At 64.7% G+C, this 21,677-nt stretch carries 22 protein-coding genes and 1 tRNA gene; 10 read left to right on the top strand and 13 right to left on the bottom strand.

Annotated elements, in window-relative coordinates; translation table 11 throughout:
• Nucleotides 1-140 precede the first annotated feature (140 nt).
• From D4754_RS14850 to D4754_RS14825, 6 genes are all read left to right on the top strand, one after another.
• On the top strand, nt 141-953 hold the full coding sequence (locus D4754_RS14850) for a chromate resistance protein ChrB domain-containing protein (RefSeq protein ID WP_121064951.1): 813 nt from the start codon (nt 141-143) through the stop codon (nt 951-953).
• Complete coding sequence (chrA, locus tag D4754_RS14845) at nt 950-2,224, top strand: chromate efflux transporter (protein ID WP_240453896.1); 1,275 nt, start codon at nt 950-952, stop codon at nt 2,222-2,224. Before D4754_RS14850 ends, chrA begins: the two co-directional genes overlap by 4 nt.
• Nucleotides 2,225-2,367: 143 nt before the next feature.
• On the top strand, nt 2,368-2,865 hold the full coding sequence (locus D4754_RS14840) for an SspB family protein (RefSeq protein WP_121064949.1): 498 nt from the start codon (nt 2,368-2,370) through the stop codon (nt 2,863-2,865).
• Between the two features lie 226 nt (nt 2,866-3,091).
• Entirely contained in the window at nt 3,092-3,649 is a 558-nt protein-coding gene (locus tag D4754_RS14835; protein ID WP_121064947.1) for a class I SAM-dependent methyltransferase, read from the top strand.
• 100 nt (nt 3,650-3,749) lie between these two features.
• A complete protein-coding gene (locus D4754_RS14830) occupies nt 3,750-4,448 on the top strand; it encodes an inner membrane-spanning protein YciB (protein WP_163025933.1) in 699 nt (232 codons plus the stop codon).
• A gap of 318 nt (nt 4,449-4,766) precedes the next feature.
• Nucleotides 4,767-5,372, top strand: coding sequence for an NAD(P)H-dependent oxidoreductase (locus tag D4754_RS14825; RefSeq protein WP_121064943.1), 606 nt, complete (start codon nt 4,767-4,769; stop codon nt 5,370-5,372).
• 245 nt (nt 5,373-5,617) lie between these two features.
• Here D4754_RS14825 and D4754_RS14820 read toward each other — a convergent pair whose 3' ends face one another.
• The gene (locus D4754_RS14820; protein ID WP_121064941.1) at nt 5,618-6,820 is read right to left on the bottom strand and encodes a M24 family metallopeptidase; all 1,203 of its coding nucleotides are present in this window, start codon (nt 6,818-6,820) and stop codon (nt 5,618-5,620) included.
• Nucleotides 6,821-7,524: 704 nt separating this feature from the next.
• A complete protein-coding gene (locus D4754_RS14815; RefSeq protein WP_240453895.1) occupies nt 7,525-8,112 on the bottom strand; it encodes a hypothetical protein in 588 nt (195 codons plus the stop codon).
• A gap of 181 nt (nt 8,113-8,293) precedes the next feature.
• On the opposite strand from D4754_RS14815, the gene fumC reads away from it, so the two are divergent.
• From fumC to D4754_RS24035, 4 genes are all read left to right on the top strand, one after another.
• Entirely contained in the window at nt 8,294-9,688 is a 1,395-nt protein-coding gene (gene fumC / locus D4754_RS14810; RefSeq protein ID WP_121064939.1) for a class II fumarate hydratase, read from the top strand.
• Complete coding sequence (locus D4754_RS14805; protein ID WP_121064937.1) at nt 9,685-9,867, top strand: DUF4169 family protein; 183 nt, start codon at nt 9,685-9,687, stop codon at nt 9,865-9,867. Before fumC ends, D4754_RS14805 begins: the two co-directional genes overlap by 4 nt.
• Nucleotides 9,864-10,094, top strand: coding sequence for a ribbon-helix-helix domain-containing protein (locus tag D4754_RS14800; RefSeq protein ID WP_121064935.1), 231 nt, complete (start codon nt 9,864-9,866; stop codon nt 10,092-10,094). Before D4754_RS14805 ends, D4754_RS14800 begins: the two co-directional genes overlap by 4 nt.
• Before the next feature lie 172 nt (nt 10,095-10,266).
• Nucleotides 10,267-10,434 carry a hypothetical protein gene (locus D4754_RS24035; RefSeq protein WP_163025932.1) on the top strand — a complete coding sequence of 56 codons (168 nt, stop codon included), beginning with the start codon at nt 10,267-10,269 and terminating at the stop codon, nt 10,432-10,434.
• Between the two features lie 128 nt (nt 10,435-10,562).
• Here D4754_RS24035 and D4754_RS14795 read toward each other — a convergent pair.
• The 11 genes from D4754_RS14795 to D4754_RS14745 all read right to left on the bottom strand — a co-directional run bounded on the left by D4754_RS14795 (nt 10,563) and on the right by D4754_RS14745 (nt 21,677).
• Nucleotides 10,563-10,639: transfer RNA gene (locus D4754_RS14795), tRNA-Arg, on the bottom strand.
• Between the two features lie 191 nt (nt 10,640-10,830).
• Entirely contained in the window at nt 10,831-11,301 is a 471-nt protein-coding gene (locus D4754_RS14790) for an OsmC family protein (RefSeq protein WP_121064933.1), read from the bottom strand.
• Between the two features lie 75 nt (nt 11,302-11,376).
• On the bottom strand, nt 11,377-12,540 hold the full coding sequence (gene lpxB / locus D4754_RS14785; protein WP_121064931.1) for a lipid-A-disaccharide synthase: 1,164 nt from the start codon (nt 12,538-12,540) through the stop codon (nt 11,377-11,379).
• Nucleotides 12,537-13,334 carry an LpxI family protein gene (locus D4754_RS14780; RefSeq protein ID WP_121064929.1) on the bottom strand — a complete coding sequence of 266 codons (798 nt, stop codon included), beginning with the start codon at nt 13,332-13,334 and terminating at the stop codon, nt 12,537-12,539. Before D4754_RS14780 ends, lpxB begins: the two co-directional genes overlap by 4 nt.
• Before the next feature lie 246 nt (nt 13,335-13,580).
• Nucleotides 13,581-14,372, bottom strand: coding sequence for an acyl-ACP--UDP-N-acetylglucosamine O-acyltransferase (lpxA, locus tag D4754_RS14775; RefSeq protein WP_121064927.1), 792 nt, complete (start codon nt 14,370-14,372; stop codon nt 13,581-13,583).
• A gap of 16 nt (nt 14,373-14,388) precedes the next feature.
• Nucleotides 14,389-14,868 (bottom strand): 3-hydroxyacyl-ACP dehydratase FabZ, encoded by a 480-nt coding sequence (gene fabZ, locus D4754_RS14770; RefSeq protein WP_121064925.1) that lies wholly within the window; start codon nt 14,866-14,868, stop codon nt 14,389-14,391.
• A gap of 70 nt (nt 14,869-14,938) precedes the next feature.
• Entirely contained in the window at nt 14,939-15,562 is a 624-nt protein-coding gene (locus D4754_RS14765) for an OmpH/Skp family outer membrane protein (RefSeq protein WP_163025931.1), read from the bottom strand.
• A 40-nt stretch (nt 15,563-15,602) separates the two neighbouring features.
• Entirely contained in the window at nt 15,603-17,882 is a 2,280-nt protein-coding gene (bamA, locus tag D4754_RS14760) for an outer membrane protein assembly factor BamA (protein ID WP_121064921.1), read from the bottom strand.
• Nucleotides 17,883-18,225: 343 nt separating this feature from the next.
• Nucleotides 18,226-19,578, bottom strand: coding sequence for an RIP metalloprotease RseP (gene rseP / locus D4754_RS14755; RefSeq protein ID WP_121064919.1), 1,353 nt, complete (start codon nt 19,576-19,578; stop codon nt 18,226-18,228).
• A 78-nt stretch (nt 19,579-19,656) separates the two neighbouring features.
• Nucleotides 19,657-20,853: a 1-deoxy-D-xylulose-5-phosphate reductoisomerase gene (dxr, locus tag D4754_RS14750; protein ID WP_121064917.1), complete on the bottom strand. Its 1,197-nt coding sequence runs from the start codon at nt 20,851-20,853 to the stop codon at nt 19,657-19,659.
• Entirely contained in the window at nt 20,853-21,677 is an 825-nt protein-coding gene (locus D4754_RS14745; RefSeq protein ID WP_121064915.1) for a phosphatidate cytidylyltransferase, read from the bottom strand. Before D4754_RS14745 ends, dxr begins: the two co-directional genes overlap by 1 nt.

Here is a 21,677-nt window from a genome sequence, read left to right as displayed (position 1 = left end):
AACGATATTCGCATGGGGCCCGCGACCGCCCCGTGAGGCCACGGCCCAAAGGCTCGCATCCCGTAACCTGAGTGCCCGGTGTGGCGGCCGCTTTCGTACAAGCGGCACACCGGCACAGACGAACATTTGGGGTGCATATCATGCCGTCCTATTCCGAAATTACGCCCGAGCAATTGTTTCGACTGGTCGGTACCGCTGCCGCGCCTTCGATCATCGATGTCTCGCTGGATGAAGACGTGGCCACCCAGCCATTCCTTGTGCCTGGTGCCGCCCGACATCCTCATGACCTGGTGCGCGATCTGGCACCGGGACTTGCTGGCCGAAAGGCGGTGATCGTCTGCCAGCGCGGCAAAAAGCTGAGCCACGGCGCCGCGGCCCTCCTCCGCACAGCGGGCGTTGAGGCAGAAGTGCTGGCCGGCGGCAACATGAGCTGGCGCGATGCCGGGCTGCCGCGCGTGCCCATCGCCGCGCTGCCATCACGCAGTAATGGCGCGACAGCCTGGGTCACGCGCCACCGGCCCAAGATAGACCGTATCGCCTGCCCGTGGCTGATACGTCGCTTTGTGGATCCATCCGCGCGGTTCCTGTTCGTGCCTCCTTCCGAGGTCGCTGCTGTGGCCGAACGTTTCGACGCCACGCCCTTCGATACCCAGGACACGTTCTGGTCCCACCGTGGGCCGGCGTGCACTTTCGACGTGATGGTCGACGAATTCGGCCTGTCACATCCAGCGCTCGACCGATTGGCCACGGTTGTTCGTGCCGCCGACACCAACTGTCACGATCTGGCACCGGAAGCCGCGGGGCTTCTGGCGATCTCGGTCGGGCTTTCGCGCGCGTGGCGCGACGATCTCGCGCAGCTTGAGGCTGGCATGATCGTCTATGACGCGCTGTATCGATGGGCGCGCGATGGCGCCGACGAAGGACATGACTGGCCGGCGGATCGCAAAGCATGACCCATGAAACATCCCCGACACTGGCCCAGATGACCCGTGTCTTCGGTCGGATCGGCTTGCTATCCTTCGGCGGCCCCGCGGCCCAGATCGCGCTGATGCACCGCGAACTGGTCGAGGAACGCCCATGGCTGGACGAGCCCGGATTCCTGCGGGCGCTAAGCCTGTGCATGCTGCTGCCGGGGCCGGAAGCGATGCAGCTGGCCACCTATGCCGGCTGGCGTCTGCGCGGTGTGACGGGCGGGTTGATCGCGGGCCTGCTGTTCGTGCTGCCGGGGGCGGCGGTGATCGCGGCGCTGGCGCTGCTTTATGCCGCCTACGGGCAGGTGCCGCTGGTGCAGGCCGCCTTCGTGGGGGTGAAGGCGGCGGTGATCGTGATCGTGCTGCAGGCGCTCAGGAAACTGTCGGCCCGGGCGCTGACGGCGCCGTGGGCATACGGCATCGCGGCGCTGGCGTTCATCGGGATTTTCTGTTTCGACCTGCCCTTTCCCCTCATCATCGCCGCCGCGGCGCTCTACGGTTTTCTGACCGCGCCCAGGCCCGACACCGCGCCGCCACCCTTCACCAATTCCGCCGGCAGCACGCTGCGCACGGCGGCGCTGTGGCTGGCCCTGTGGCTGGTGCCCCTTCTGGCGCTGACGGCCACGGGCCAGGTCTTTCTGGCGCAGGTCGGCTGGTTCTTCGCGTGGCTGGCGGTCATCACCTTCGGCGGCGCCTACGCGGTGCTGTCCTACATCACGCAGACGGCGGTGGTCGATTTCGGCTGGATCTCGACCGCGCAGATGATCGACGCGCTGGGGCTGGCCGAAACCACGCCCGGCCCGCTGATCCTTGTCACCCAGTTCGTCGCGATGCTGGCCGGCGACCTGCGCGCCGGCCCGTGGCTGGGACTGGCGGCCGGAGTCGTGGCTCTCTGGGCCACCTTCGTGCCCTGCTTCCTGTGGATCTTCCTTGCCGGGCCATATGTCGAACAGCTGGCCGCGCGGCCGCGGCTGTCGGCTGCATTGCAGGGCATCACCGCCGCGGTGGTCGGCGTGATCCTGAACCTGTCGGTCTGGTTCGCGCTCCATGTCTGGTTCGGAGAGGTCGGAACGTGGTCGGCCGGTCCGGTACAGATCCCCCTGCCCGATCCGTCGACGCTCCAGCCGCTGGCGCTGGCCCTCACCGCCCTGGCCGCGCTGGCGATGCTGCGGTTCAAACGGGGTCTGGCCGAAACGCTGGCGGTGATGGCCGTGCTCGGCATTGTCGCGGCTGCAATTCCGGGGGCATTTTAACGCCACGGTTGTATTTCGCCGGTGGGACGCCATGACGGCGCAATCGGTGCGCAGGGCCTTTCATCTTTACCCGAATCCCCTATTCTGCCCGAACGGACACTCCTCGGGTGGGGCGTGCGGGAACAAGCCCAGGGAACGAAGGCATGGAGCGCGAAATCGATTACGGCAATCTGATGCACGCAGCGATGCGCGGCCTGATCAAGACCGTGCTTCAGGACGTGGAGGCCCATGGCCTGCCCGGCGCGCATCACTTCTTCATCACCTTCGACACCACCCATCCCGACGCGCGCATGGCCGACTGGCTGTCGGATCGCTACCCGTCGGAAATGACCGTGGTCATGCAACACTGGTATGACGGGCTTTCGATCGAGGACGACGGCTTTGCCGTAACGCTGAACTTCGGCGATCAGCCCGAACCGCTGTACATCCCCTACACCGCGATCCGCACCTTCGTGGACCCGTCCGTGGAATTCGGCCTCCGCTTCGAGACGCCCGAGGACGAGGATGACGACACCGTCGCGCCTGACAAGCCGCTACGGTCAGGCGACCGGGGCGACAGTATCGACGTGGACGAGCCCCGCGATCCGCCCGGCGAACGCGCGGATGCCGAGATCGTTTCGCTGGATAAGTTCCGGAAATAATGACGTTTTTGTAAAAAATTTTGGCGATTTTTTGCCGATCCGCTCGGCGTGAAACACCTGCATCGATGGCCGTGACACCACAATTCCCCAGTGTTCGCAGGCCGGGGCGTTGACAGGTTAACCGTTGGTTAACGTATTTGTAGCCCATCCGGCTTGTGCTGTATGACTTCGATCCAGATCGACCAGCACAGGTTCGAGTCGATTTGAATTGAGAGGGATGGATCTCATGGCGAACGATTTTGCGGTGTTTCTGGGAGAGATGATCCGACGACCTACCGAGGTCGTGGCGCTTGCGCCATCGTCGGCTGCGGTGGCCCGGAAGATGACGGAAGGGCTGGAAGACATCGACGGCCCGATCGTCGAAATCGGCCCCGGCACCGGCAGCTTCACCAGGGCAATCCTGGCCCGCGGCGTGGCCCCGGAACGGATCACGCTGATGGAGACCAACGAACGCTTCTGCGAGGAACTGGCCCGCAAGTTCCCGGGCGTGAACGTGCTGAACCGCCCCGCGCAGGAGATCGACAAGCTGGGTCTGACCGACATCGGCGCCGTGATCTCGGGCGTGCCGGTTCTGGCGCGCCCCAAGATCCAGCGCGAGGTCGTGGGCACGGCGCTGAAGGTCATGCGCTCGGACGGCTTTATCACCCAGATCACCTACAGCCCTACCCCGCCCATCGCGGAAGACATGCGCGCCGAACTGGGCATCACCTGCCGCCGCCGCGGCATGGTCTGGAACAACCTTCCCCCCGCCCGCGTGTTCGAATTCCGCCGGGTGAACCACTGATCCAGGGGCGGAAGAACTGCCCGTATCCTGCCGAACGCCGTACAGCATGAGCTGTGCGGCGTTTCCGCTTCCGAAGGGTTTCGGGCAGCGATTGAGAACCATGGCCGCGTCGATCCGGAGCGGAGTTTCAAGCGTCGGCATCCGCGCGGCTGCCCTGCGGACGGAGACGTCGTTTCTTCAACTGAACCGGATGACGGCTTCGCCATTACCATCTGATGAAGACCTTGCGAATCTTCTATGGCGACTACTGTATGAACGAATGGATCGCCGCCTAATTCTCGAATTGCTGCCCGGATTAGCCTTCCTGCTTGGCAATGCGTTCGGCGAGCTGTTTTGGGCAGCTGGCGCAGCGACCGCGGCGACCGCTGCGGCCGTCGGCATACGCTGGCGTTGGGATGGATCCGTGCCCTGGCTGGCTGTATCAACCCTCGTGCTCGCCCTTGTCCTCACTGGGCTCGGTATCTTTCTGGGCGATGAAACTTTCGTATTCATTCGTCCGACGGTAGGAGCACTCGCGTTCGCCGCCATCCTTGCTATCGGTGCGCTTGTTCGGCCGAGTCTTCTCCAAAGAACACTCGGCTACAAGCTCCGTATCCACGCAAAGGGCTGGCCTGTTTTGAACACCGCATGGATCGCGCTCGCGCTCTTCTCGGCCCTTGCGAACGAGGTGGCGCGGCGGGCGCTGACAACCGATCATTGGGTCATCTACAATGTTCTTTCCGACCCGGTGCTCTTCGCGCTCGTATGGCTCGCCACGCGACTCATCGCAGAGAGATACTGGATCATCGAAAGCGATTAGGTCGCGTGATAGAGCGGTCCAACATGTTTGAACGCATGCCAGATCTCGGGTCGCAGGGGATCTTGCCGATCCTTCGAAAGCAGCCAGTCGTGCTCGGCAGTATTCGGTCCTTCGGGCTTGGTGCAGTCGTACTCCGTTGCTTGTTCTATCGGCCAGAGCCCGGCCACTGGCCTGTTGCTGCAAGCCCGCGCACGCCTGCTCGTATGTCCGACCATGCGTCTTGCCATTTCCTCATAGCGGCCACCGTACTTTGCGGCTTGACCTGAAGTTGGGTTGAGGTGCTAGCAGAAGCGTCAGCCACCATGAAATGAGCCCCATATGCATGTACTGACCGTCCTCGATCACCCGGATCCCAACGCCTTCAGCGCGGCCGCGGCGCAAAGCTTCATGGAAGGCGCAAAGGCAGCTGGTCATTCCGTGGAACTTGCGGACCTGCACGCCGAAGGCTTCGACCCGCGTTGGACCCTTGCCGATATCGAGGCGGATGACGGCGCCAAGGTTCCCTCGGATGTGCTGCAGGAACAGGTGCGCATTGCCCGCGCGGATGCCGTTTGTCTTGTCTTTCCCCTGTTCTGGTGGGGCATGCCGTCAATGACCAAGGGCTGGGTCGACCGGGTCTGGAGCTGGGGCTGGGCCTATGACCAACTGGACGATCCCGAGCTGTCTCTTCAGCGCCCGCGGACGGGTGTCCTGTTGATCCCTGCCGGGGCGCGATCCGACGAAATGGCGGAAGATGGCTACCTGGCCGCGCTCGAAACCGCTTGGATCAAGGGCACCTTCGGCTATTTCGGGTTTTCGCCCCGCAAGCTGGAAATACTGTACGGCGCGAAAGGATCCCCGAGCCGACGCCGGTCCTTGCTGGAGCAAGCCTACCGGGCCGGATACGAACTGGCCGCGCCAGCGACGGATCGCCAGGCCAGCTAAGGCAATCCAAGCGGGGCGTACCCTTCGGGAGCCCCACCTGAGCTGGCCATGAAAGCAACGCGTTGGGAGAAGAAGAAGATCCTTTGTCGATCCTCCCCGTGCCGCGCCCGACCCTCACCGACACGCCGCTGGCTGGCCTTCAGCAAGTCTTCGGTCCTTTGTGGATGTCCCACACCCCTTGGCAGCGCCCACCCTGCGTCGGGCGCTGCCTTTTCTGCTGTCGATGAACGTCGCAGGCGGCGACGCTATCCCACCGTGTTGAACGCGGGCCCGTAAGGGTAACCGGTGATGTTGTCGTTGCCGTCTTCCGTGATCACCAGAATGTCATGCTCGCGGTAGCCACCCGCGCCGGGCTGACCTTCGGGGATGGTCAGCATCGGCTCCATCGAGATCACCATGCCGGGTTCCAGCACCGTGTCGATGTCCTCGCGCAGTTCCAGACCGGCTTCGCGCCCGTAGTAATGGGACAGCACGCCGAAGGAATGGCCGTAGCCGAAGGTGCGGTACTGCAGCAGGTCACGCTCCGCGAAGAACGCGTTGATGGCCTCGGTCACCGCGGCACAGCTGGCGCCCGGTTTCAAAAGCGACATGCCGTATTCATGGGCCGCGACGTTTGCCTCCCAGATCTTGAGGGAGGCGTCGTCGACCTCTCCCACGAACAGCGTGCGCTCCAAGGCGGTGTAGTAGCCCGAGATCATGGGGAACGTGTTCAGCGACAGGATATCCCCGCGATGCAATGTGCGGGACGTGACGGGGTTGTGGGCGCCATCGGTGTTGATGCCCGACTGGAACCAGACCCATGTGTCACGGTATTCGGCATCGGGGAAGCGCTTGGCGATCTCCAGCTCCATCGCGTCGCGGCCGGCCATGGCGACGTCGATCTCGCGCACGCCCTCGGCAATGGCCTCGCGGATCGCGTAGCCGCCCACATCGGCGACCTGCGCGCCGTGGCGGATCAGGGCGATCTCGGCCGGGGATTTTGCCATCCGCTGACGCATCGTGGCGGGCGCGATGTCGACCGTGGTGGCGGGCTTCAGGAACGCATCCAGCAGGCCCCTTTGTGCAAGGGTCATGTGATCGTCTTCGAGCCCGATAGCGCCCCCTTTGCCCGTCACGGAGGCGATGGCGCGCCAGTAATTGTTCCGCTGCCAGTCGGTGTAGGTGATGTTGTCGCCATGGGACCGCCGCCACGGCTGGCCTGCATCGATGCCGGCGCTGATGGTAACGCTGTCGGTGGCCGCCACGACCAGCCCGTAGGGCCGCCCGAAGCTGCAATAGAGGAACCCCGAGTAGTAGGCGATGTTGTGCATCGACGTGAAGACACAGGCATCGACGCCCATGTCGGCCATCGTCGCGCGCAGGCCCGACAGGCGGGCATCGTATTCGGCGGGCGCGAAGGGCAGAACCCGGTCGCCCTGGTGGAAACGGTAGAATTCGGGACGGTGCATTCGCGTGCTCCTATTCAGAGCCGCAGCCACGTGCAGGGGATCCCCCGGCTACCGCGGCAGCGGCAAGGCAGGATCCCGGCGTTCAGGATGGACATATCGGGCACGCACCACGCGTCGGCGACGCCATCGCCCGCCCGTTGCCCCTGTTATCGTGGATTCCCCTGCGTCCGGGCAAGCGAAAAGGCTTGGAAGCCGTCGGACTATCGCCAGCCTTTGACAGATGTTGTGCTACGTGACAGTGTTTCAGGCAATATGCCGTTCGAGCCCAATCCGCGAAGCTCTGGGTGAGTTTCATATGACTGCCATGCGCAGAACGTGACCTTTGCAAAGTCGGAACCGCAAAATTCGACTTCCCAGTGCTCCTATCTAAACATTTTACTAACGACTACATGACACGCCATAGTAGACCAGATCGCGGCAATCCATAAAGTCGGGCGAATATAATCTCTGAAATCGCTCAGAAAGTCAACAGATGCTAAATCTAGAAAGACCCAAAGTAAGCCGGAGGTGGGGACAAACAAAATGATCGAAATCGAGAAATAGAATTACCATTTCGTTATATTCCGTCCGAATATATCTACCCCGCATTTGTTTAAGGCTAAAGCTAAAGCAATGTTCACAAGCAAGAATCCAAGAACATGTATCGCCGGGATCTGTGGAACGACCATTGCTGCTAAATCCCTTTAAGGAACCATCCACACGCCTCAGTCGCGGACCAGATCGGCCTCCACCGTTTTCAGGATCTCGCCGTTGCGCACGCGGCTGAAGCTCAGATGCAGGCCATCAGCCTCAAGCGTCCGGTCGAATTGCTGCATCTCGTATCCCCCATCGTCACCGACAAACAGCGAGAACACCGTCATCGTGTCATCCACGATCCGTGCCCAGACGAAAGGCTCGCCCGACATCGGGTCGAACTGCACCTCGTGCCCGAACACGTTGCGCGTCTGGGCCGCCGCATAGACGCCGGGCCGGTCGGCGGGCTTGAATTCGATGGTGTAGGATTTCTCCTTCACGCGCCCGTCGGTACGAAAGGTGACAGACGTCCACGAGACCAAGAACCTGTCGCGTTCAAGTCCGGCGATCTCGACACTCATGTCGCGCGGGATGGTAGTGCCATCGGTCTCTATCACGTCGGCAGACCCGGAATAGGCGCCGTAGAAGGCCTCCAGCGGCGCGGCGGACGCGGGGATGGCGGCAGCCAGAACCGACACGACCGCAATGGTTACCAATCCGCGGATCCACGACCGCCAGATCGCAGCACGTTGCCCGTGTCTCGAAAGGATTGCGCTCACCGTCTGTCTCCTTCGCTCGCGCCGTAAATCCGGCTCGGGTCACTCGATCCACAGTTGTAATGTATGCCTCCCGGCGGCAAGAGCAATACGGTTCGGCAGCCCGTCTTCTTCATCTCGGCCATTGCCTCACTTGCCGCGTGCGGCTAGACGATCTGCAATCCTGTCTGCAACGGAGGCCCCGATGACCGACACCCGTACCGAAACCGACAGTTTCGGCCCGCTCGACGTACCCGCCGACAAGTATTGGGGCGCGCAGACGCAACGCTCTCTGATGAACTTTCCCATCGGCTGGGAAAAGCAGCCCGTGGCCATCGTGCGCGCGCTTGGCGTGATCAAGAAGGCCTGTGCGCAGGCTAACATGGCGGAGGGCAAGCTGGACGAGAAACGCGGCGCCGCGATCATCGAAGCGGCCGGCGAAGTCATCGACGGCAAGCTGGATGACAACTTCCCGCTGGTGGTCTGGCAGACCGGGTCCGGCACCCAGTCGAACATGAACGCGAACGAGGTCATCTCGAACCGCGCGATCGAGATCATGGGCGGCACGATGGGCACCAAGGATCCGGTGCATCCGAACGACCATTGCAACATGGGCCAGTCGTCGAACGACACGTTCCCCACCGCCATGCACATCGCCACCGCGATGATGGCGCGCGACGTGCTGCTGCCGGGGCTGAAGAAGCTGCACGCGGGCCTCGAAGCCAAGGTCGAAGAATTCGACGGCATCATCAAGATCGGCCGCACCCACACCCAGGACGCAACGCCGCTCACGCTTTCGCAGGAATTTTCGGGCTATGTCCACATGGTGGCCATGGGCATCGAGCGGATCGAGACGTCGCTGAAACACATCCACCAACTGGCGCAGGGCGGCACGGCCGTGGGCACCGGTCTGAACACGAAGGTCGGCTGGGCCGAAGAAGTGGCCGCAAACATGGCCGAGATCACCGGCCTCCCCTTCGTCACCGCGCCCAACAAGTTCGAGGCGCTGGCCACCCACGATTCGATGGTGGAGATGTCGGGCTCCCTGAAGACCGTCGCCGCGTCGCTTTTCAAGATCGCGAACGACATCCGTTACCTGGGCTCGGGCCCGCGCTGCGGGCTGGGCGAACTGCTCCTGCCGGAGAACGAGCCCGGCTCCTCCATCATGCCCGGCAAGGTGAACCCGACCCAGTGCGAGGCGCTGACGCAGGCCTGCGCCCATGTCTTCGGCAACGATGCCGCGGTGGGCTTTGCCGGATCGCAGGGCCAGTTCGAGCTGAACGTCTACAAGCCGATGATCGCCTACAACGTGCTGCAATCCATGCAGCTTCTGGGCGATGCGGCCTCGACCTTCACCGATAACCTGATCGATGGCCTTCAGGCGGACAAGACCCGGATCGAAAAGCTGATGCGGGAATCTCTGATGCTGGTGACGGCGCTGGCGCCCACGATCGGCTACGACAACGCGACCAAGGTCGCGAAGACGGCCCACAAGAACGGCACCACGCTGAAGGAAGAGGCCATCGCGCTTGGCTTCGTCGACGCCGAAACCTTCGACCGCGTCGTGCGGCCGGAGGACATGGTCGGCCCCAAGCCGTGAGCGACAGGCCGGTCAACCTGAACCGGTTCCGCAAGGAAAAGGCCCGGGCCGACAAGAAGGCCCGGGCCGACGAAAACTCGGTGAAGTTCGGCCGCACGAAGGCCGAAAAGGCGCGCGACAAGCGTGAAGCCGACCGCACGGTGCGCAGCCTCGACGCCCACCGCCGCGATGACGCATGACCGGGCGGCCGCAGAAACGGTCGCTCACGCTCCGCGGCCATCGCACCTCGGTCTCGCTGGAAGATGAATTCTGGGCCGAGTTCCGCGCCTTTGCCGCGGCCGACGGCGTGTCGGTCAGCGCGCTCGCGGCCGAAATCGACGAGGCCCGCGGTCTGGAATCAGGGCTCGCCTCGGCCATCCGTCTCTATGTTCTGAAGCGTCTGAGAGCCCGGATTGACGAGAGCTGAGCTCCGATCACGCACCCCCTGACTGCTTGCAACCTATGCGTTCGTATAGTTATCTATACGTTCGGATAGGTGACCTGACCGCCTGCGTTAAGGTCGTGGAAAGCATTTAATAATATTTTCACACAACGGTTTGCACAGACAGGCCTGCAGGGACGTCGGGAGGACACAGATTATGAGCACGATAGCCGCAGCTATCCGGCCGCTTTACGCACCCATTGTGCGGACGGCGCGGGCCGGAACGCGCCGCCTGATGTCAGGCTGGTGGATTCTGCCGGCCGCCGTGCTGGGACTGTGCATATGGATCGGCGTCCTGTGGATGATCTTCAAGGCCGTGTTCTAGGCCGCTAGCTGCGCCCGCAGCCGCATATTCCAGACAATCTTCAACATTTCCTGCGCGCGCCGATTGCCGGCGTCCGCACGCGCGCGCGTCCATCCACACGCTTCGATACAATACTGAAGGGGGGGAAGTGGCGCTCGCGACAGGATTCGAACCTGTGACCTTCGCCTTCGGAGGGCGACACTCTATCCAGCTGAGCTACGCGAGCCTGTACGGTCCCGAAGGACCGTCCGTGTAGGGGCAGGCTATACCGTCCGGACGGCACTGCCGCAATCGGAAAAATGCACCCCTCTCAGCGCCTGTCGACACCGGCCCGCCCCCGCGGCCGGCAAGGAGGATCGCGAAAGCGATCCGACGGGGGTGGGTGGGCGGGCCGGCCGCGGGGGCGGGCCCAGGCGATCACACCGTCCGGAAATCGGGCATGCAGCGGACAGGGAAGTTCACGGACCGGGCAATGAAGCAGACCTCATGAATCCGGTCATGGATCGCCGCCGCGGCCTCCAGATCCGTGCCCGCCGGCACCTCGATCAGCGGTCGCAAATCCGCCGACAGGAACCGGCCCTTGCCCGACGGCTCGGACTCGCCATGTCCCACCGGATCGTCCCGATAGGACAGCACCACGACACCCGCGTCGCTCGCCATGTGCAGGTACCACAGCATGTGACAGGCCGAGAGCGCCGAGAGCAGCAGGTCTTCCGGGTTCATCTTCGCCGGATCGCCGCCCAGCATCGGATCGTTCGAACAGTGCACGACAGGCTTGCCCGGCGCGGCGATGTCCCATGTCCGGTCGTAGCCGCGATAGCTGCGCGTGCCCTCCCCGCGATTGCCGGTCCAGATCACCCGTGTCGTGAAATCATGTGCCTTGCCCATGGCCCCGCCCGTTCGTGTATTGGATGCCGGAATCGGGTACTGCCGCCATGGGAACCGGTCAACCCATGCGCCCTTCTATGACGGGCTCAGCCCGCGCATCACCGCCCGCGCGGCGCGCAGACCGGGCGCCTCCCCGCCCTGCCCCAGCCGTTCCATCGTCAGGGCCATCGCGGCCTCCTGCGCCGACGGGTCGGCCAGAACGCCGGACAGCGCCGCCGCGATCCGGTCGGGGCGGCAGTTCCCGGCCAGGCATTCCGGAACGACGCGCGTGTCGCTGACAAGGTTGACCAGTGTCACCGTGTCGATCCGGATCATCCGTTTCATCATCATCCGCGTGACCGGGTTGAAATCGTAGGCGATCACCATCGGTGTGCCGGCTGCTGCCAGTTCCAGCGACACCGTCCCCGACGCCGCGATCGCCGCCGCGGCCGCGCCGAACGCGGCCCGCTTGTCCCGCGCGGCCTCGTCTGCCGATCCCGTCCGCGGGTCCAGCACCAAGGGCGTCCCGGGCCAATGCGCGACCTGCTCGCGCACCAGGTCCGCCACGCCACCGGCGGCAGGCACGACGACGCGCAGGTCGGGATGTTCGGCCAGAACCGGTGCCAGAGCCTGTCCGAAGACAGCTGCCAGTCGCGTGACCTCTCCCTTCCGCGACCCCGGCAGAATCAGCAGTATCGGCGCGTCGCCCAAGTCATGAGCCGCGCGAAACGCCGCGATCTCGGCCGCGGTCGCCTGCGGTTGCGCGACCACCGGGTGGCCCACGAAATCGCAATCCATGCCGGCCGCTTCCATGTAGGGCGGCTCGAACGGCAGCAGCGCCAGTACGTGGTCGATGACGGTCGCCATCTTCGCCGCCCGTCCCGGACGCCAGGCCCAGACCGACGGCGCGACGTAGTGGACCGTGCGCAGGTCCGGACGCGCGTCCTTCACCAGCTTCGCCACGCGCAGGCAGAAATCCGGGCTGTCGATGGTGATCAGGACGTCCGGTTGCGTTTGGGTGACAGCATTGGCCACCTCCCGGATCCGGCGTTTCAGGTGGAAGTACTTGGGCAACACCTCGGCCAGGCCCATGATCGACAGCTCCTCCATCGGGAAGCGGCTTTTCAGCCCCTGCGCCTGCATCATCGGGCCGCCGACACCGTCGAATGTCACGCCGGATATCAGCGCCTTCAGTCCCTCCATCAGCGCCCCGCCAAGCGCGTCGCCCGACGCCTCGCCGGCGATGAGGAAGACCCTCATGGCGCCCGCGACCAGAGGAACAGCTCCAGCCGGTCACAATCGGCGATCACCGCCTCGCGGTCCAGCACCAGCACGCCCTCCGCCTCGATCACGACACCTGCCAGCCCCGCATCCGCCGCGGCGCGGATGGTCTCCGGCCCGATGGTCGGCAGGTCTGCGCGCCGCTCCTGCCCCGTTTTCGGCGCCTTGTAGAGGATGCCGCCTTCGGTCTGCAGCACGTCCAGCTGGTTGACGAGGCTGGCCAGCATCCAGTCGGTCCCGAACACGGTCTCGACCGCCACCACCAGCCCGCCCCGCACCGCGCAGGCCTGCCCGATGTCCACGGCGCTCATGGCGGCGACGACATCGGCTCCGCGGGCGGCATCGCGCTCCTCGGCCTCGCCCGGTTGGCGGAGCGTCGGGCAGCCGGGCGCCATCAGCAGATGCGGCGCGATCTCGTGCGCGCCAAGGACCGTGAAGCCCTGCCCTTCGAAGATGCGGATGGCGGTGCGCAGCGTGCCGTCATCGCCCTGCGCCATCGCCTCCATGATCACGGGAACCAGCGGCAGGGTGGCGGTATCGATGGCCAGCGGGTCGATCTGCGGACGGGTCACGGCGCCGGCCATGCAAAGCTCCTTCACGCCCTGGCCCTTCAGTTCGGCCAGAAGGGTGCCCAGCGTTTCGACGCGGAAGGTCAGGTCGGGTGTCAGGCCCTCGGGCTCCGTCGCTTCGAAGGCACAGATGAAAGGCCGTGTCTCCATGGCGGCGACGATGGCTGCGGGCAGTCCGCCGCCTCCTGCGATCAGTGCCTGCATAAGCAGCCCCCGGTATGAAATGACGGCGCCACAACACACGTGCTATCCGAGACAGCAGGCCCCCCCGGATCGCCTGCGACCCGGTTCGCGCCCGACCCCGTCCCCCAGGGCGGGCGCGAATGGATGAGGCGTTGAAACGGGCGCAAAGGTCTTGCGATTCCCTTCAGGCCGTTCAGGCGTTTCTGTGCCCACCCTCGGGGTCGGGCGCGAACCTGACGTTGGCTCGTGTGCGCCGCGTCGGACATGTCAGTGCCCGGGGCCCGGCGTCAGGAAATGCCGGTCGGTCCCTGCGGTGACGAAATCGACGATCTGGCGGACATAGTCGCTCTGGGTTTCCTCGCCCAGACGGCGGGCGCGGTCCTGGAAGGTGCCTTCGCCCTGGCTGAGCATCTGGAACGCCGCGCGCAGTGCCGTGATGTCGGACCGGGGCACGCCCCGGCGCTTCAGGCCGACGAGGTTCAGACCGTCCAGCACGCCGCGCGGGGCCTGAACGAGGCCGTAAGGGATCACGTCATTCGTGACCATGGTCAGCGCGCCGATGATGGCGCCGCGGCCGATGCGGACGAATTGGTGAATGCCGCAGAGACCGCCGACGATCACGTCGTCTTCCAGCACGCAATGCCCGGCCACGGCGGCCGAGTTCACGATGATCACCCGGTCGCCCAGGATCGCGTCGTGCGCCACGTGGCAGCCGGCCATCAGCAGCGCATCATCGCCGATCTTCGTCAGGCTTCCGCCGCCCGCAGTGCCCAGATTGACGGTCACATGTTCGCGGATCCGGCAGCGTGCACCGATCTCCAGCCGTGATTTTTCCCCGCCGAATTTCAGATCCTGGGGGATTTCCCCGATCACGGCGAAAGAGAAGACCACGGTTTCCGCGCCGATGGTCGTGTCGCCGGTGACGACGACATGGCTCTTCAACTCCACCCCGCGGCCCAGTTTCACATCCGCGCCGACAAGGCAGAACGGGCCGATGACGCATTCTGCGCCCAGCTCGGCGCCCTCTTCGACGAAGGCGGTGGGGTGGATGGTGGTCATGGGGCGGGTGCTCCCGTCAGTTCGGGTTCCAGTCGACCATGGCAGAGAACTCTGCCTCGGCCGCCAATTCGCCGTCCACTTCGGCCCGGCCCTGGAACTTCCAGACCTTCGCGCCGGGACGGCCGCGGGTGGTGGTCACGTTCAGCTCCAGCACATCGCCGGGCACGACCTTGCGGCGGAAGCGGCAATTGTCGATCCCCATGAAGTACAAAAGCATGTCCTGCGATTCCATGTCATCGATCGAACAGCCGATCATCACACCTGCCGTCTGCGCCATGGCTTCGACGATGGTCACGCCCGGCATGATCGGCGTTCCGGGGAAATGGCCCTGGAAATGCGGCTCGTTCATGGTGACGTTCTTGATGCCCTTGGCCGACACCGTGCCGTCGATATCCACCACCTTGTCGACCAGAAGGAACGGATAGCGGTGGGGCAGGATGGCCTGGATCTTGTGGATGTCGGCACTCTGCAAGGCTGGGGCTTCGCTATCGGTCATGGGCATCGGTCCTTGAATGGGTCGCACGGTGACTAGCAACAGGGCCGCGCGCAGGCAAGCAGTGCCGGTGTCAGGGCTTGTCCGGATCGGTGATTTCGGGCGTGCCTTCCTGCAGGATCGAGGGCATTTCCGGCCGCAACTCGGGGCCTTCGCCCAGCACTTCGTCGATACGCGCCACCACGTCGTCGGTCACGTCGATCGCATCCGCGCTGGCGATGACCGACTGCCGTTCCACCATGACCGCCGCACCACTGTCGGCCAGGACGCTGACCATGACGGGCCGCACGTCTTCCCAGAACTGCGCGCGCGAGGCCTCGTATGTCTGGTTCGCCCCGGCCAGCGCCATGTCCCGCTCGCGCCGGATCTCGCGGACCTTGGTGTCGAATTCCTGCGCCAGCGCCGAAAACTCCGCGTGCTCCATCGTGTCACGCTTGCGGGTCAGGTCCTGCTCCTCGGCCGTCAGCTCGGCCTCGATCCGGCGGTTCTCGGTGGCGACGACATCCAGGACAGACTTGTAATCGCTTTCGATCCGCTGACCGTAGGCCGACCGCAGGAACACCTGTTCCGACCGCACGGTCAGCACGGGCGTCTGAAGACGCTTCTGGTCCGGGGTCTCCTGCGCCGCGACGCCGGACGGGGCGGCCGCGAAACCAGAGCAACCGATCAGCAGGGCTATGAGGAGATGACGCCACACGCTGTGTGATCCTTCGTGTCGGCGCAAGACGGCCGCCCGGTCAGAAGTTTGCCTGGATCGTCAGGTCGAAATTGCGGACCTCGTCGAACGTTTCCTTGCGAAGCGCCTTCGAGAAGTTGAACCGCAATGGCCCGATGGCCGTGGTCCACAGCACCGAAACCCCGATGACATGACGAAGGGAGAAATCGCGCCCAACGGCACCCGCGCCGTTGGTTTCCACGTCGGACAGGTTCCAGACCGAGCCCATGTCGTAGAACACGCCGCCACGGACGCCCAGCTCCTCGGGCAGGCCGATGGGGAAGTCGGCGTCGAGCCGCAGCACCGCGAACTGGTTGCCGCCCAGAGGATCGTTGTAGCCCGGGCCGATCTCGCGCGGGCCCATGCCGCCGGGATCGAAGCCGCGCATCTGGTCGGTCGACAGCTGGAAACGGTCGGTGGAACGGCTGGCCGCATCGGTCGATTCCCAGCGCAGCGCGCCGGCCTCGAACGTTGCCCGCAGCACGACTTCCTCGTTCCAGACGCGGGTCTGTGCGATCGCCTTCGCCGTCGACTTGATGTACTTGTTGTCGCCGCCCAGCCCGGCCAGGTCGGTGTTCCAGGAAATCAGCAGCCCGCGATTGGGATCGAGCCCGGTCGTCCGCGTATCGAACGTGTAGCCGATGCCGATGCCGCTGGCCGTCCGGCGGCCCTGTGCGACTTCGCTGTTCAGGATCGGCCCCAGCAGGGCGCCATCCTGATCTTCCAGCTTGGTCGACGAGAAGAAGTAATCCGTGGTCAGCGCGCCGTAATCGTTCACGTCGAAGGTCAGGCCTGGGCGGAAATAGGTGGTCGATGTGTTGTAGGACCGGAAGCGCGAATCCGTCGCTGCAAGCCCGAGATCCAGGTTGAAGATCAGGTCACGTCCCAGAAGATAGGGCTCCGTGAAGCTGAACTGGTAGGATTCGGCCTCCTGCGCGGTCGACAGGCTCAGCCGGACGCGCTGGCCACGCCCAAGGAAGTTGTCTTCCTGCAGGCCGACGGCGATGCCCACACCTTCGTCGACCGAGTACGAACCGCCGAGGCTCAGCGAGCCGGTGGGCTTTTCTTCCACTTCGACATCGACGATCCGCTGGCTGGGTGACGATCCTTCGCGGGTCTCGACATCGGCCGTCTCGAAATAGCCAAGCGCCTTGATCCGCTCCGCGCTTTGCCGGATGGCGCGCGGGTTGAACGGATCGCCTTCGACCGTGGTGAACTGCTGGCGGATCACCCGGTCCAGCGTCGTGGTGTTGCCTTCGATGTCGATGCGTTCGACGAAGATCCGCGGCCCGCGCGACAGGACGAAATCCATGTCCAGCGTCAGGGTGCGATCGTTGCGTGTCACCCGCGGTTCGACCCGCAAGAAGTCGACGCCCTGCTTGACGCCCAGACGTTCCATCCGCGTGATCGCCTGATCCACAAGCGCGGGGTTGTAGACGACCCCCGGCTTGATCACGAGCGTATCGGCATAGTCGGCGGCGACGGCCTGGCTCATCTCCGAGGTGACCCCGATCTCACCGAAGGTGAACTGGTTGCCTTCATGGATGTCCATCACAAGGAAGAACCCGTCGCGCTCGCGCGTCAGTTCGACGTTGGCGCTGTTGATCCGGAAATCGACATAACCGCGCGACAGGTAGAATTCGCGCAGCACCTGCTTGTCGAATTCGATCCGGTCCTCGATCAGCGTGTCGCGGCGGATGAAGGCACGCAGGAAACCCGCCTGCTTCGATTGCAGGACCTGCCGCAGGCGGCGATCCGAAAACGCGCGGTTGCCGACGAACGAGACGCGCTCGATCTCCACCGTGGTGCCTTCCGAGATTTCGAAGACAAGATCGACGCGGTTGTCGTTGCGGCGAATGATCTGCGGACGGACGCGCGCGGCGATCCGGCCCTGCTGGCCATAGGCTTCGGCGATCAGCGACGCATCGCGTTCCGCCTGGGCCGGGTTCAGCACCCGGCGCGATTGCGATTCGATCACTTCGGACAGGTCACTGTCCTTCAGACGACGGTTGCCTTCGAAGCTGATCCTGTTGATCGTCGGATATTCGTTGACCTTCACGACGAGGGTCGAACCCTGCGGAACAAGCTCCACCGTCTCGAACGCGCCGGAATCGACCAGCCGCTGGTAGCCGTCGTTCAGTTGCGCGGCCGAGATCTCCTGGCCCCGTTCGACACCGAGATAACTGATGATCGTCGCAGGCTCGATCCGTTGAGCCCCTTCGATCTTCAGGTCGGTGAACCGGTAGGACTGCGCCAGCGCTTCGTTCAGCGGTGCCAGCACCAGCACGAACGCAAGTGCCATATAGCCCAGTAAACGCACGGATGCGGACTTCGATGGACGCGGCGCGTTGGTGAGGCACGCACTTCCCATGCAGTTGGCAGAATCCATGTGTTCCCGACCCAATATCAGCAGACTTCACAGAAGTGGTTACCGGGATATCAGGACCATGTCAAAACCGCAAAACCGCCCGCCGGCGGTTTGCGGTATGACAAGGCCCGGCCCCTGTCGCGCAAGGCGCAAAGATCAAAAGACAGATAATGAAACCGGTTAGGCGACGGACTTCAAGCCGGCGACCCGGGCCGCCCTGAGACCGACATCGCCGCGCCTGCCAGAATCAGCCGCGCCGGATCGGGCCGGCCGGAAGTCAGCAGAAAATGTCGTTCGACAGCGCGAAGAACATCAGAGACAGGATGATCGCCAGCCCCACGGTCATCAACACCCGCAGCACACGTTCGCTGGGCGGACGGCCCGCGACGGCCTCGTAGGCGAAGAAGACAAGGTGGCCGCCGTCCAGAACCGGGATCGGGAACAGGTTCAGCAGGCCCACCGCCGTGGACAGGACAGCAACGAAGCGGATGAAGCTTTGCGCGCCCTGGCTGGCCATGTCGCCCGAGGCCTCGGCGATGCCAATGGGTCCGGACATGTTGCAGGTGCTGATCGCGCCGGTCACCATGTGCCACAGCCCGGAAAGCGAACCTTCGACGATCGCGATCGTCTGCCGCACCCCGCCCTCCAGCGCATCCAGCGGTCCGGCGACGGTGGTTGCCGGGTCAAAGGCCATGCCGCCGACGATGCCGATGCGCCAGTGGGTGACGAAACCGCCATCCCGGCCCGGTTCGTCCGTGCGGCGGGGCGTCAGGGCGAAATCCATCACAGATCCGTCGCGCCAGACCTTCAGCAGCAGCGGTCTCCCGTCGGAACCTTCGACGATCTCGCGCAGCTCGTTGAACGAGAAGATCGGCTGATCATCCACTTCCGTGATCACGTCGCCCGGCTTCAGCCCGATATCCGAAGACGCACTGCGCGGCGCGACCTGCCGGATCAGGGGCGGCATCAGGTAGGGGCCGTCGACGTTCATCTGCTGGTCGTCGCGGCGGATGCGGTAGTCGAGCACCGGTTCCGGCGGAATGTCGTTGGTGAACGCGGACCACGCCGCCCCATCGCCGAAATCGGGCGTGGGGGTACCGGCGATGCCCAGGACCTCGTCCCCTTCCCGCAACTCGTAGAAGCCGCCCGGCAAGTCGTAGGCATTGCCCACGGTCAGCGGCTCGCTGGGCACGCCGCGGGCCATCAGGATCACGGCAAAGACGATGATCGACAGGATGAAGTTGAACACCGGCCCCGCCAGCACCGTCAGCGTCCGCGCCCAAAGCGGTGCGCCGTGCATCGTGCGCCGCAACTCGGCCGGATCTCTGGCCGCCTGCGCCATCGCGGCATCATCCGCCCCGGCGGAGGCCGCATCGGCATCGCCCAGGAATTTCACGTAGCCGCCAAAGGGCAGTGCCGCGAATTGCCAGCGGGTGCCGCGACGGTCCACTCGGGAGAAGATGACGGGGCCGAACCCCAGCGAGAACACCTCGGCATGGATGCCCGACCAGCGGCCGACGATGTAGTGGCCGAATTCATGGACGGCCACGATGATCGACAGGGCGATCACGAAAGCGACGATGGTATAGGCCAGCCCGCCGAATTGCGGCAGCATCTCGGTGATGTTCACGTGGGGTTCCTGCTCGTTCCAGCTGTTGCGCGCTCATATGCATGTGCGGGGCGCGGGCCGTCAATCAAGTCCGGGCGCTTATCCCCGGACACTTTCGACCGTTGCGCCTGCCCGTTTCGCGATGGCCATGTCCGCCGCACGCCGTGCTTCGGCATCCGCGAAACGCACGTTTTCCAAGGTCATCGCGGCATCCAGCAGCCCCGCCTGCCCTTCGGCCCAGTCCAGCACATCGGCCACGACGGACGCCATGTCGGTAAAGCGGATGTGACCGGCCAGGAAGGCATCGAGGCTACGTTCCTTGGCCCCGTTGAAGACCGCGCCCGCCAGACCGCCGCGCGCCATGACCTGCCGCGCCAGCGCCAGCGCGGGATAGCGTTCGGGTTCGGGGGCGCGGAAGGTCAACGCGCCGATCTGTGCAAGGTCCAGCCGCGCGACGGGCAGTTCCCGCCGTTCGGGCCAGTGCAGCGCGTAGCCTATGGCATGCCGCATGTCGGGCGGGCCGACATGGGCCATCAGCGCGCCGTCCCGGAAACCCACCAGAGCGTGGATCAGCGATTCCGGATGGATCACCGTTTCGATCTGGTCGGGCGAGACGCCGAAGAATTCCTTCGTTTCAATCAGTTCCAGCGCCTTGTTGAACATGGAGGCACTGTCGACCGTGATCCGCTGGCCCATGGTCCAGTTCGGGTGCGTCGTCGCCTCGGCCGGTGTCGCGTGGCACAGCCGATCCAGCGGCCAGTCCCGGAACGCGCCGCCCGACGCGGTGATGATCACCCGCTCGACCGCCGCGATTTCTTCCCCCACCAGCGCCTGGAAGACCGCCGAATGTTCACTGTCCACGGGCAGCAGCTGCGCGTCGTTGACGCGCGCCGTTTCCATCACCAGCGCACCGGCGCAGACGAGCGATTCCTTGTTGGCCAGCGCCAGCGTCGCGCCCTGCTCCAGCGCCGTCAGGCCCGGCGTCAGCCCGGCCGCGCCGACGATCGCGGACATGACCCAATCGGCCGGTCGCGCGGCAGCCTCGATCAGCGCCTCGGTGCCCGCTGCCGCGGCAACGCCCGTGCCTTTCAGGGCCGCTTGAAGATCTTCGTACCGGTCGTCATGCGCTGTCACGGCCACGTCCGCGCGCAGACGCACGGCATCCGCCGCCAGCTGGTCGATGTTCCCTGCCCCGGTCAGCGCCACCACGTCATATTCATCCGGCGCGCGCGAGATCAGGTCGATGGTGTTCTGTCCGATGGAACCCGTGACCCCGAGGATCGAGACCCGCCGCATCACGGCGTCACCGCCGGATAGCCCGTGGCCGTCATCACCAGCAAGACCAGCACCGACGCGCCGATCATGCCGTCGAAGCGGTCCAGAAAGCCGCCATGCCCGGGGATCAGCGCGCTGCTGTCCTTGGCGCCGACGCTGCGCTTGATCGCGCTTTCGGCAATATCGGCCAGTTGCGAGGCCATGGACGCCGCCACCGACAGGGCCACCAGCCAGAACCCCATGGAAACGCCGATGGCAAAACAGGCACCGATCAGGGCCGCGGCCACCCAGCCGGCGATCGTCCCGGCCCATGTCTTGTTGGGGCTGAGGCTGGGCCATGTTTTCGGGCCGCCGATGGACTTGCCGGCGAAATAGCCCGCAATATCTGTCCCGGCCACGACAAGAACCAGCCATAGCATCCAGTGCACGCCGAATTCGTTCCGGACCGACATCATCCCGAAGGCCGCCAGCAGGATCAGCACCATCGCCGGCATCGCCATGCGCCGCGCGTGCGGCAGGGTCAGCCACGTGGCGACCAGCGGCACCAGCAACGTCGGCACGACCATTTCGGCGCGGAACATGATGGAAAAAAGCGCACAGGCCCCCGCCAGGATCCCCATTTGCCATGCAAGCACGGGGCTTTCGCGGTCAAGGAGCGTGTAGAGTTCCCAGGTCAGAAGCCCGGCAATCGCCGACACGAAGACGAGCCAGATCAGCCCGCCGATGCTCAGCGCGCCGATCCCCGCCGTCGCCAGCACCGCGCCCGAGATGATCCGCACCCGCAGATCCGCCCATGTGCGCTTTGGCTTGGCGCCGGTGGCGCTGTCGCTCCGGCCCGTGTCCAT

This window comes from Chachezhania antarctica, assembly GCF_003646465.1.
GTDB lineage: Bacteria > Pseudomonadota > Alphaproteobacteria > Rhodobacterales > Rhodobacteraceae > Chachezhania > Chachezhania antarctica.
The sequence above is the reverse complement of the archived record's forward strand: the minus strand, read 5'-3'. Positions and strand labels throughout refer to the sequence as shown.

Excerpts from the sequence above, each read along its gene's own strand:
- D4754_RS14850 (WP_121064951.1), top strand. The coding sequence starts at position 141 with ATGCCGTCCTATTCCGAAATTACGCCCGAGCAATTGTTTCGACTGGTC.
- chrA (WP_240453896.1), top strand. The coding sequence starts at position 950 with ATGACCCATGAAACATCCCCGACACTGGCCCAGATGACCCGTGTCTTC.
- D4754_RS14840 (WP_121064949.1), top strand. The coding sequence starts at position 2,368 with ATGGAGCGCGAAATCGATTACGGCAATCTGATGCACGCAGCGATGCGC.
- D4754_RS14835 (WP_121064947.1), top strand. The coding sequence starts at position 3,092 with ATGGCGAACGATTTTGCGGTGTTTCTGGGAGAGATGATCCGACGACCT.
- D4754_RS14830 (WP_163025933.1), top strand. The coding sequence starts at position 3,750 with ATGGCCGCGTCGATCCGGAGCGGAGTTTCAAGCGTCGGCATCCGCGCG.
- D4754_RS14825 (WP_121064943.1), top strand. The coding sequence starts at position 4,767 with ATGCATGTACTGACCGTCCTCGATCACCCGGATCCCAACGCCTTCAGC.
- D4754_RS14820 (WP_121064941.1), bottom strand. The coding sequence starts at position 6,820 with ATGCACCGTCCCGAATTCTACCGTTTCCACCAGGGCGACCGGGTTCTG.
- fumC (WP_121064939.1), top strand. The coding sequence starts at position 8,294 with ATGACCGACACCCGTACCGAAACCGACAGTTTCGGCCCGCTCGACGTA.
- D4754_RS14800 (WP_121064935.1), top strand. The coding sequence starts at position 9,864 with ATGACCGGGCGGCCGCAGAAACGGTCGCTCACGCTCCGCGGCCATCGC.
- D4754_RS24035 (WP_163025932.1), top strand. The coding sequence starts at position 10,267 with ATGAGCACGATAGCCGCAGCTATCCGGCCGCTTTACGCACCCATTGTG.
- D4754_RS14790 (WP_121064933.1), bottom strand. The coding sequence starts at position 11,301 with ATGGGCAAGGCACATGATTTCACGACACGGGTGATCTGGACCGGCAAT.
- lpxB (WP_121064931.1), bottom strand. The coding sequence starts at position 12,540 with ATGAGGGTCTTCCTCATCGCCGGCGAGGCGTCGGGCGACGCGCTTGGC.
- D4754_RS14780 (WP_121064929.1), bottom strand. The coding sequence starts at position 13,334 with ATGCAGGCACTGATCGCAGGAGGCGGCGGACTGCCCGCAGCCATCGTC.
- lpxA (WP_121064927.1), bottom strand. The coding sequence starts at position 14,372 with ATGACCACCATCCACCCCACCGCCTTCGTCGAAGAGGGCGCCGAGCTG.
- fabZ (WP_121064925.1), bottom strand. The coding sequence starts at position 14,868 with ATGACCGATAGCGAAGCCCCAGCCTTGCAGAGTGCCGACATCCACAAG.
- bamA (WP_121064921.1), bottom strand. The coding sequence starts at position 17,882 with ATGGCACTTGCGTTCGTGCTGGTGCTGGCACCGCTGAACGAAGCGCTG.
- dxr (WP_121064917.1), bottom strand. The coding sequence starts at position 20,853 with ATGCGGCGGGTCTCGATCCTCGGGGTCACGGGTTCCATCGGACAGAAC.
- D4754_RS14745 (WP_121064915.1), bottom strand. The coding sequence starts at position 21,677 with ATGGACACGGGCCGGAGCGACAGCGCCACCGGCGCCAAGCCAAAGCGC.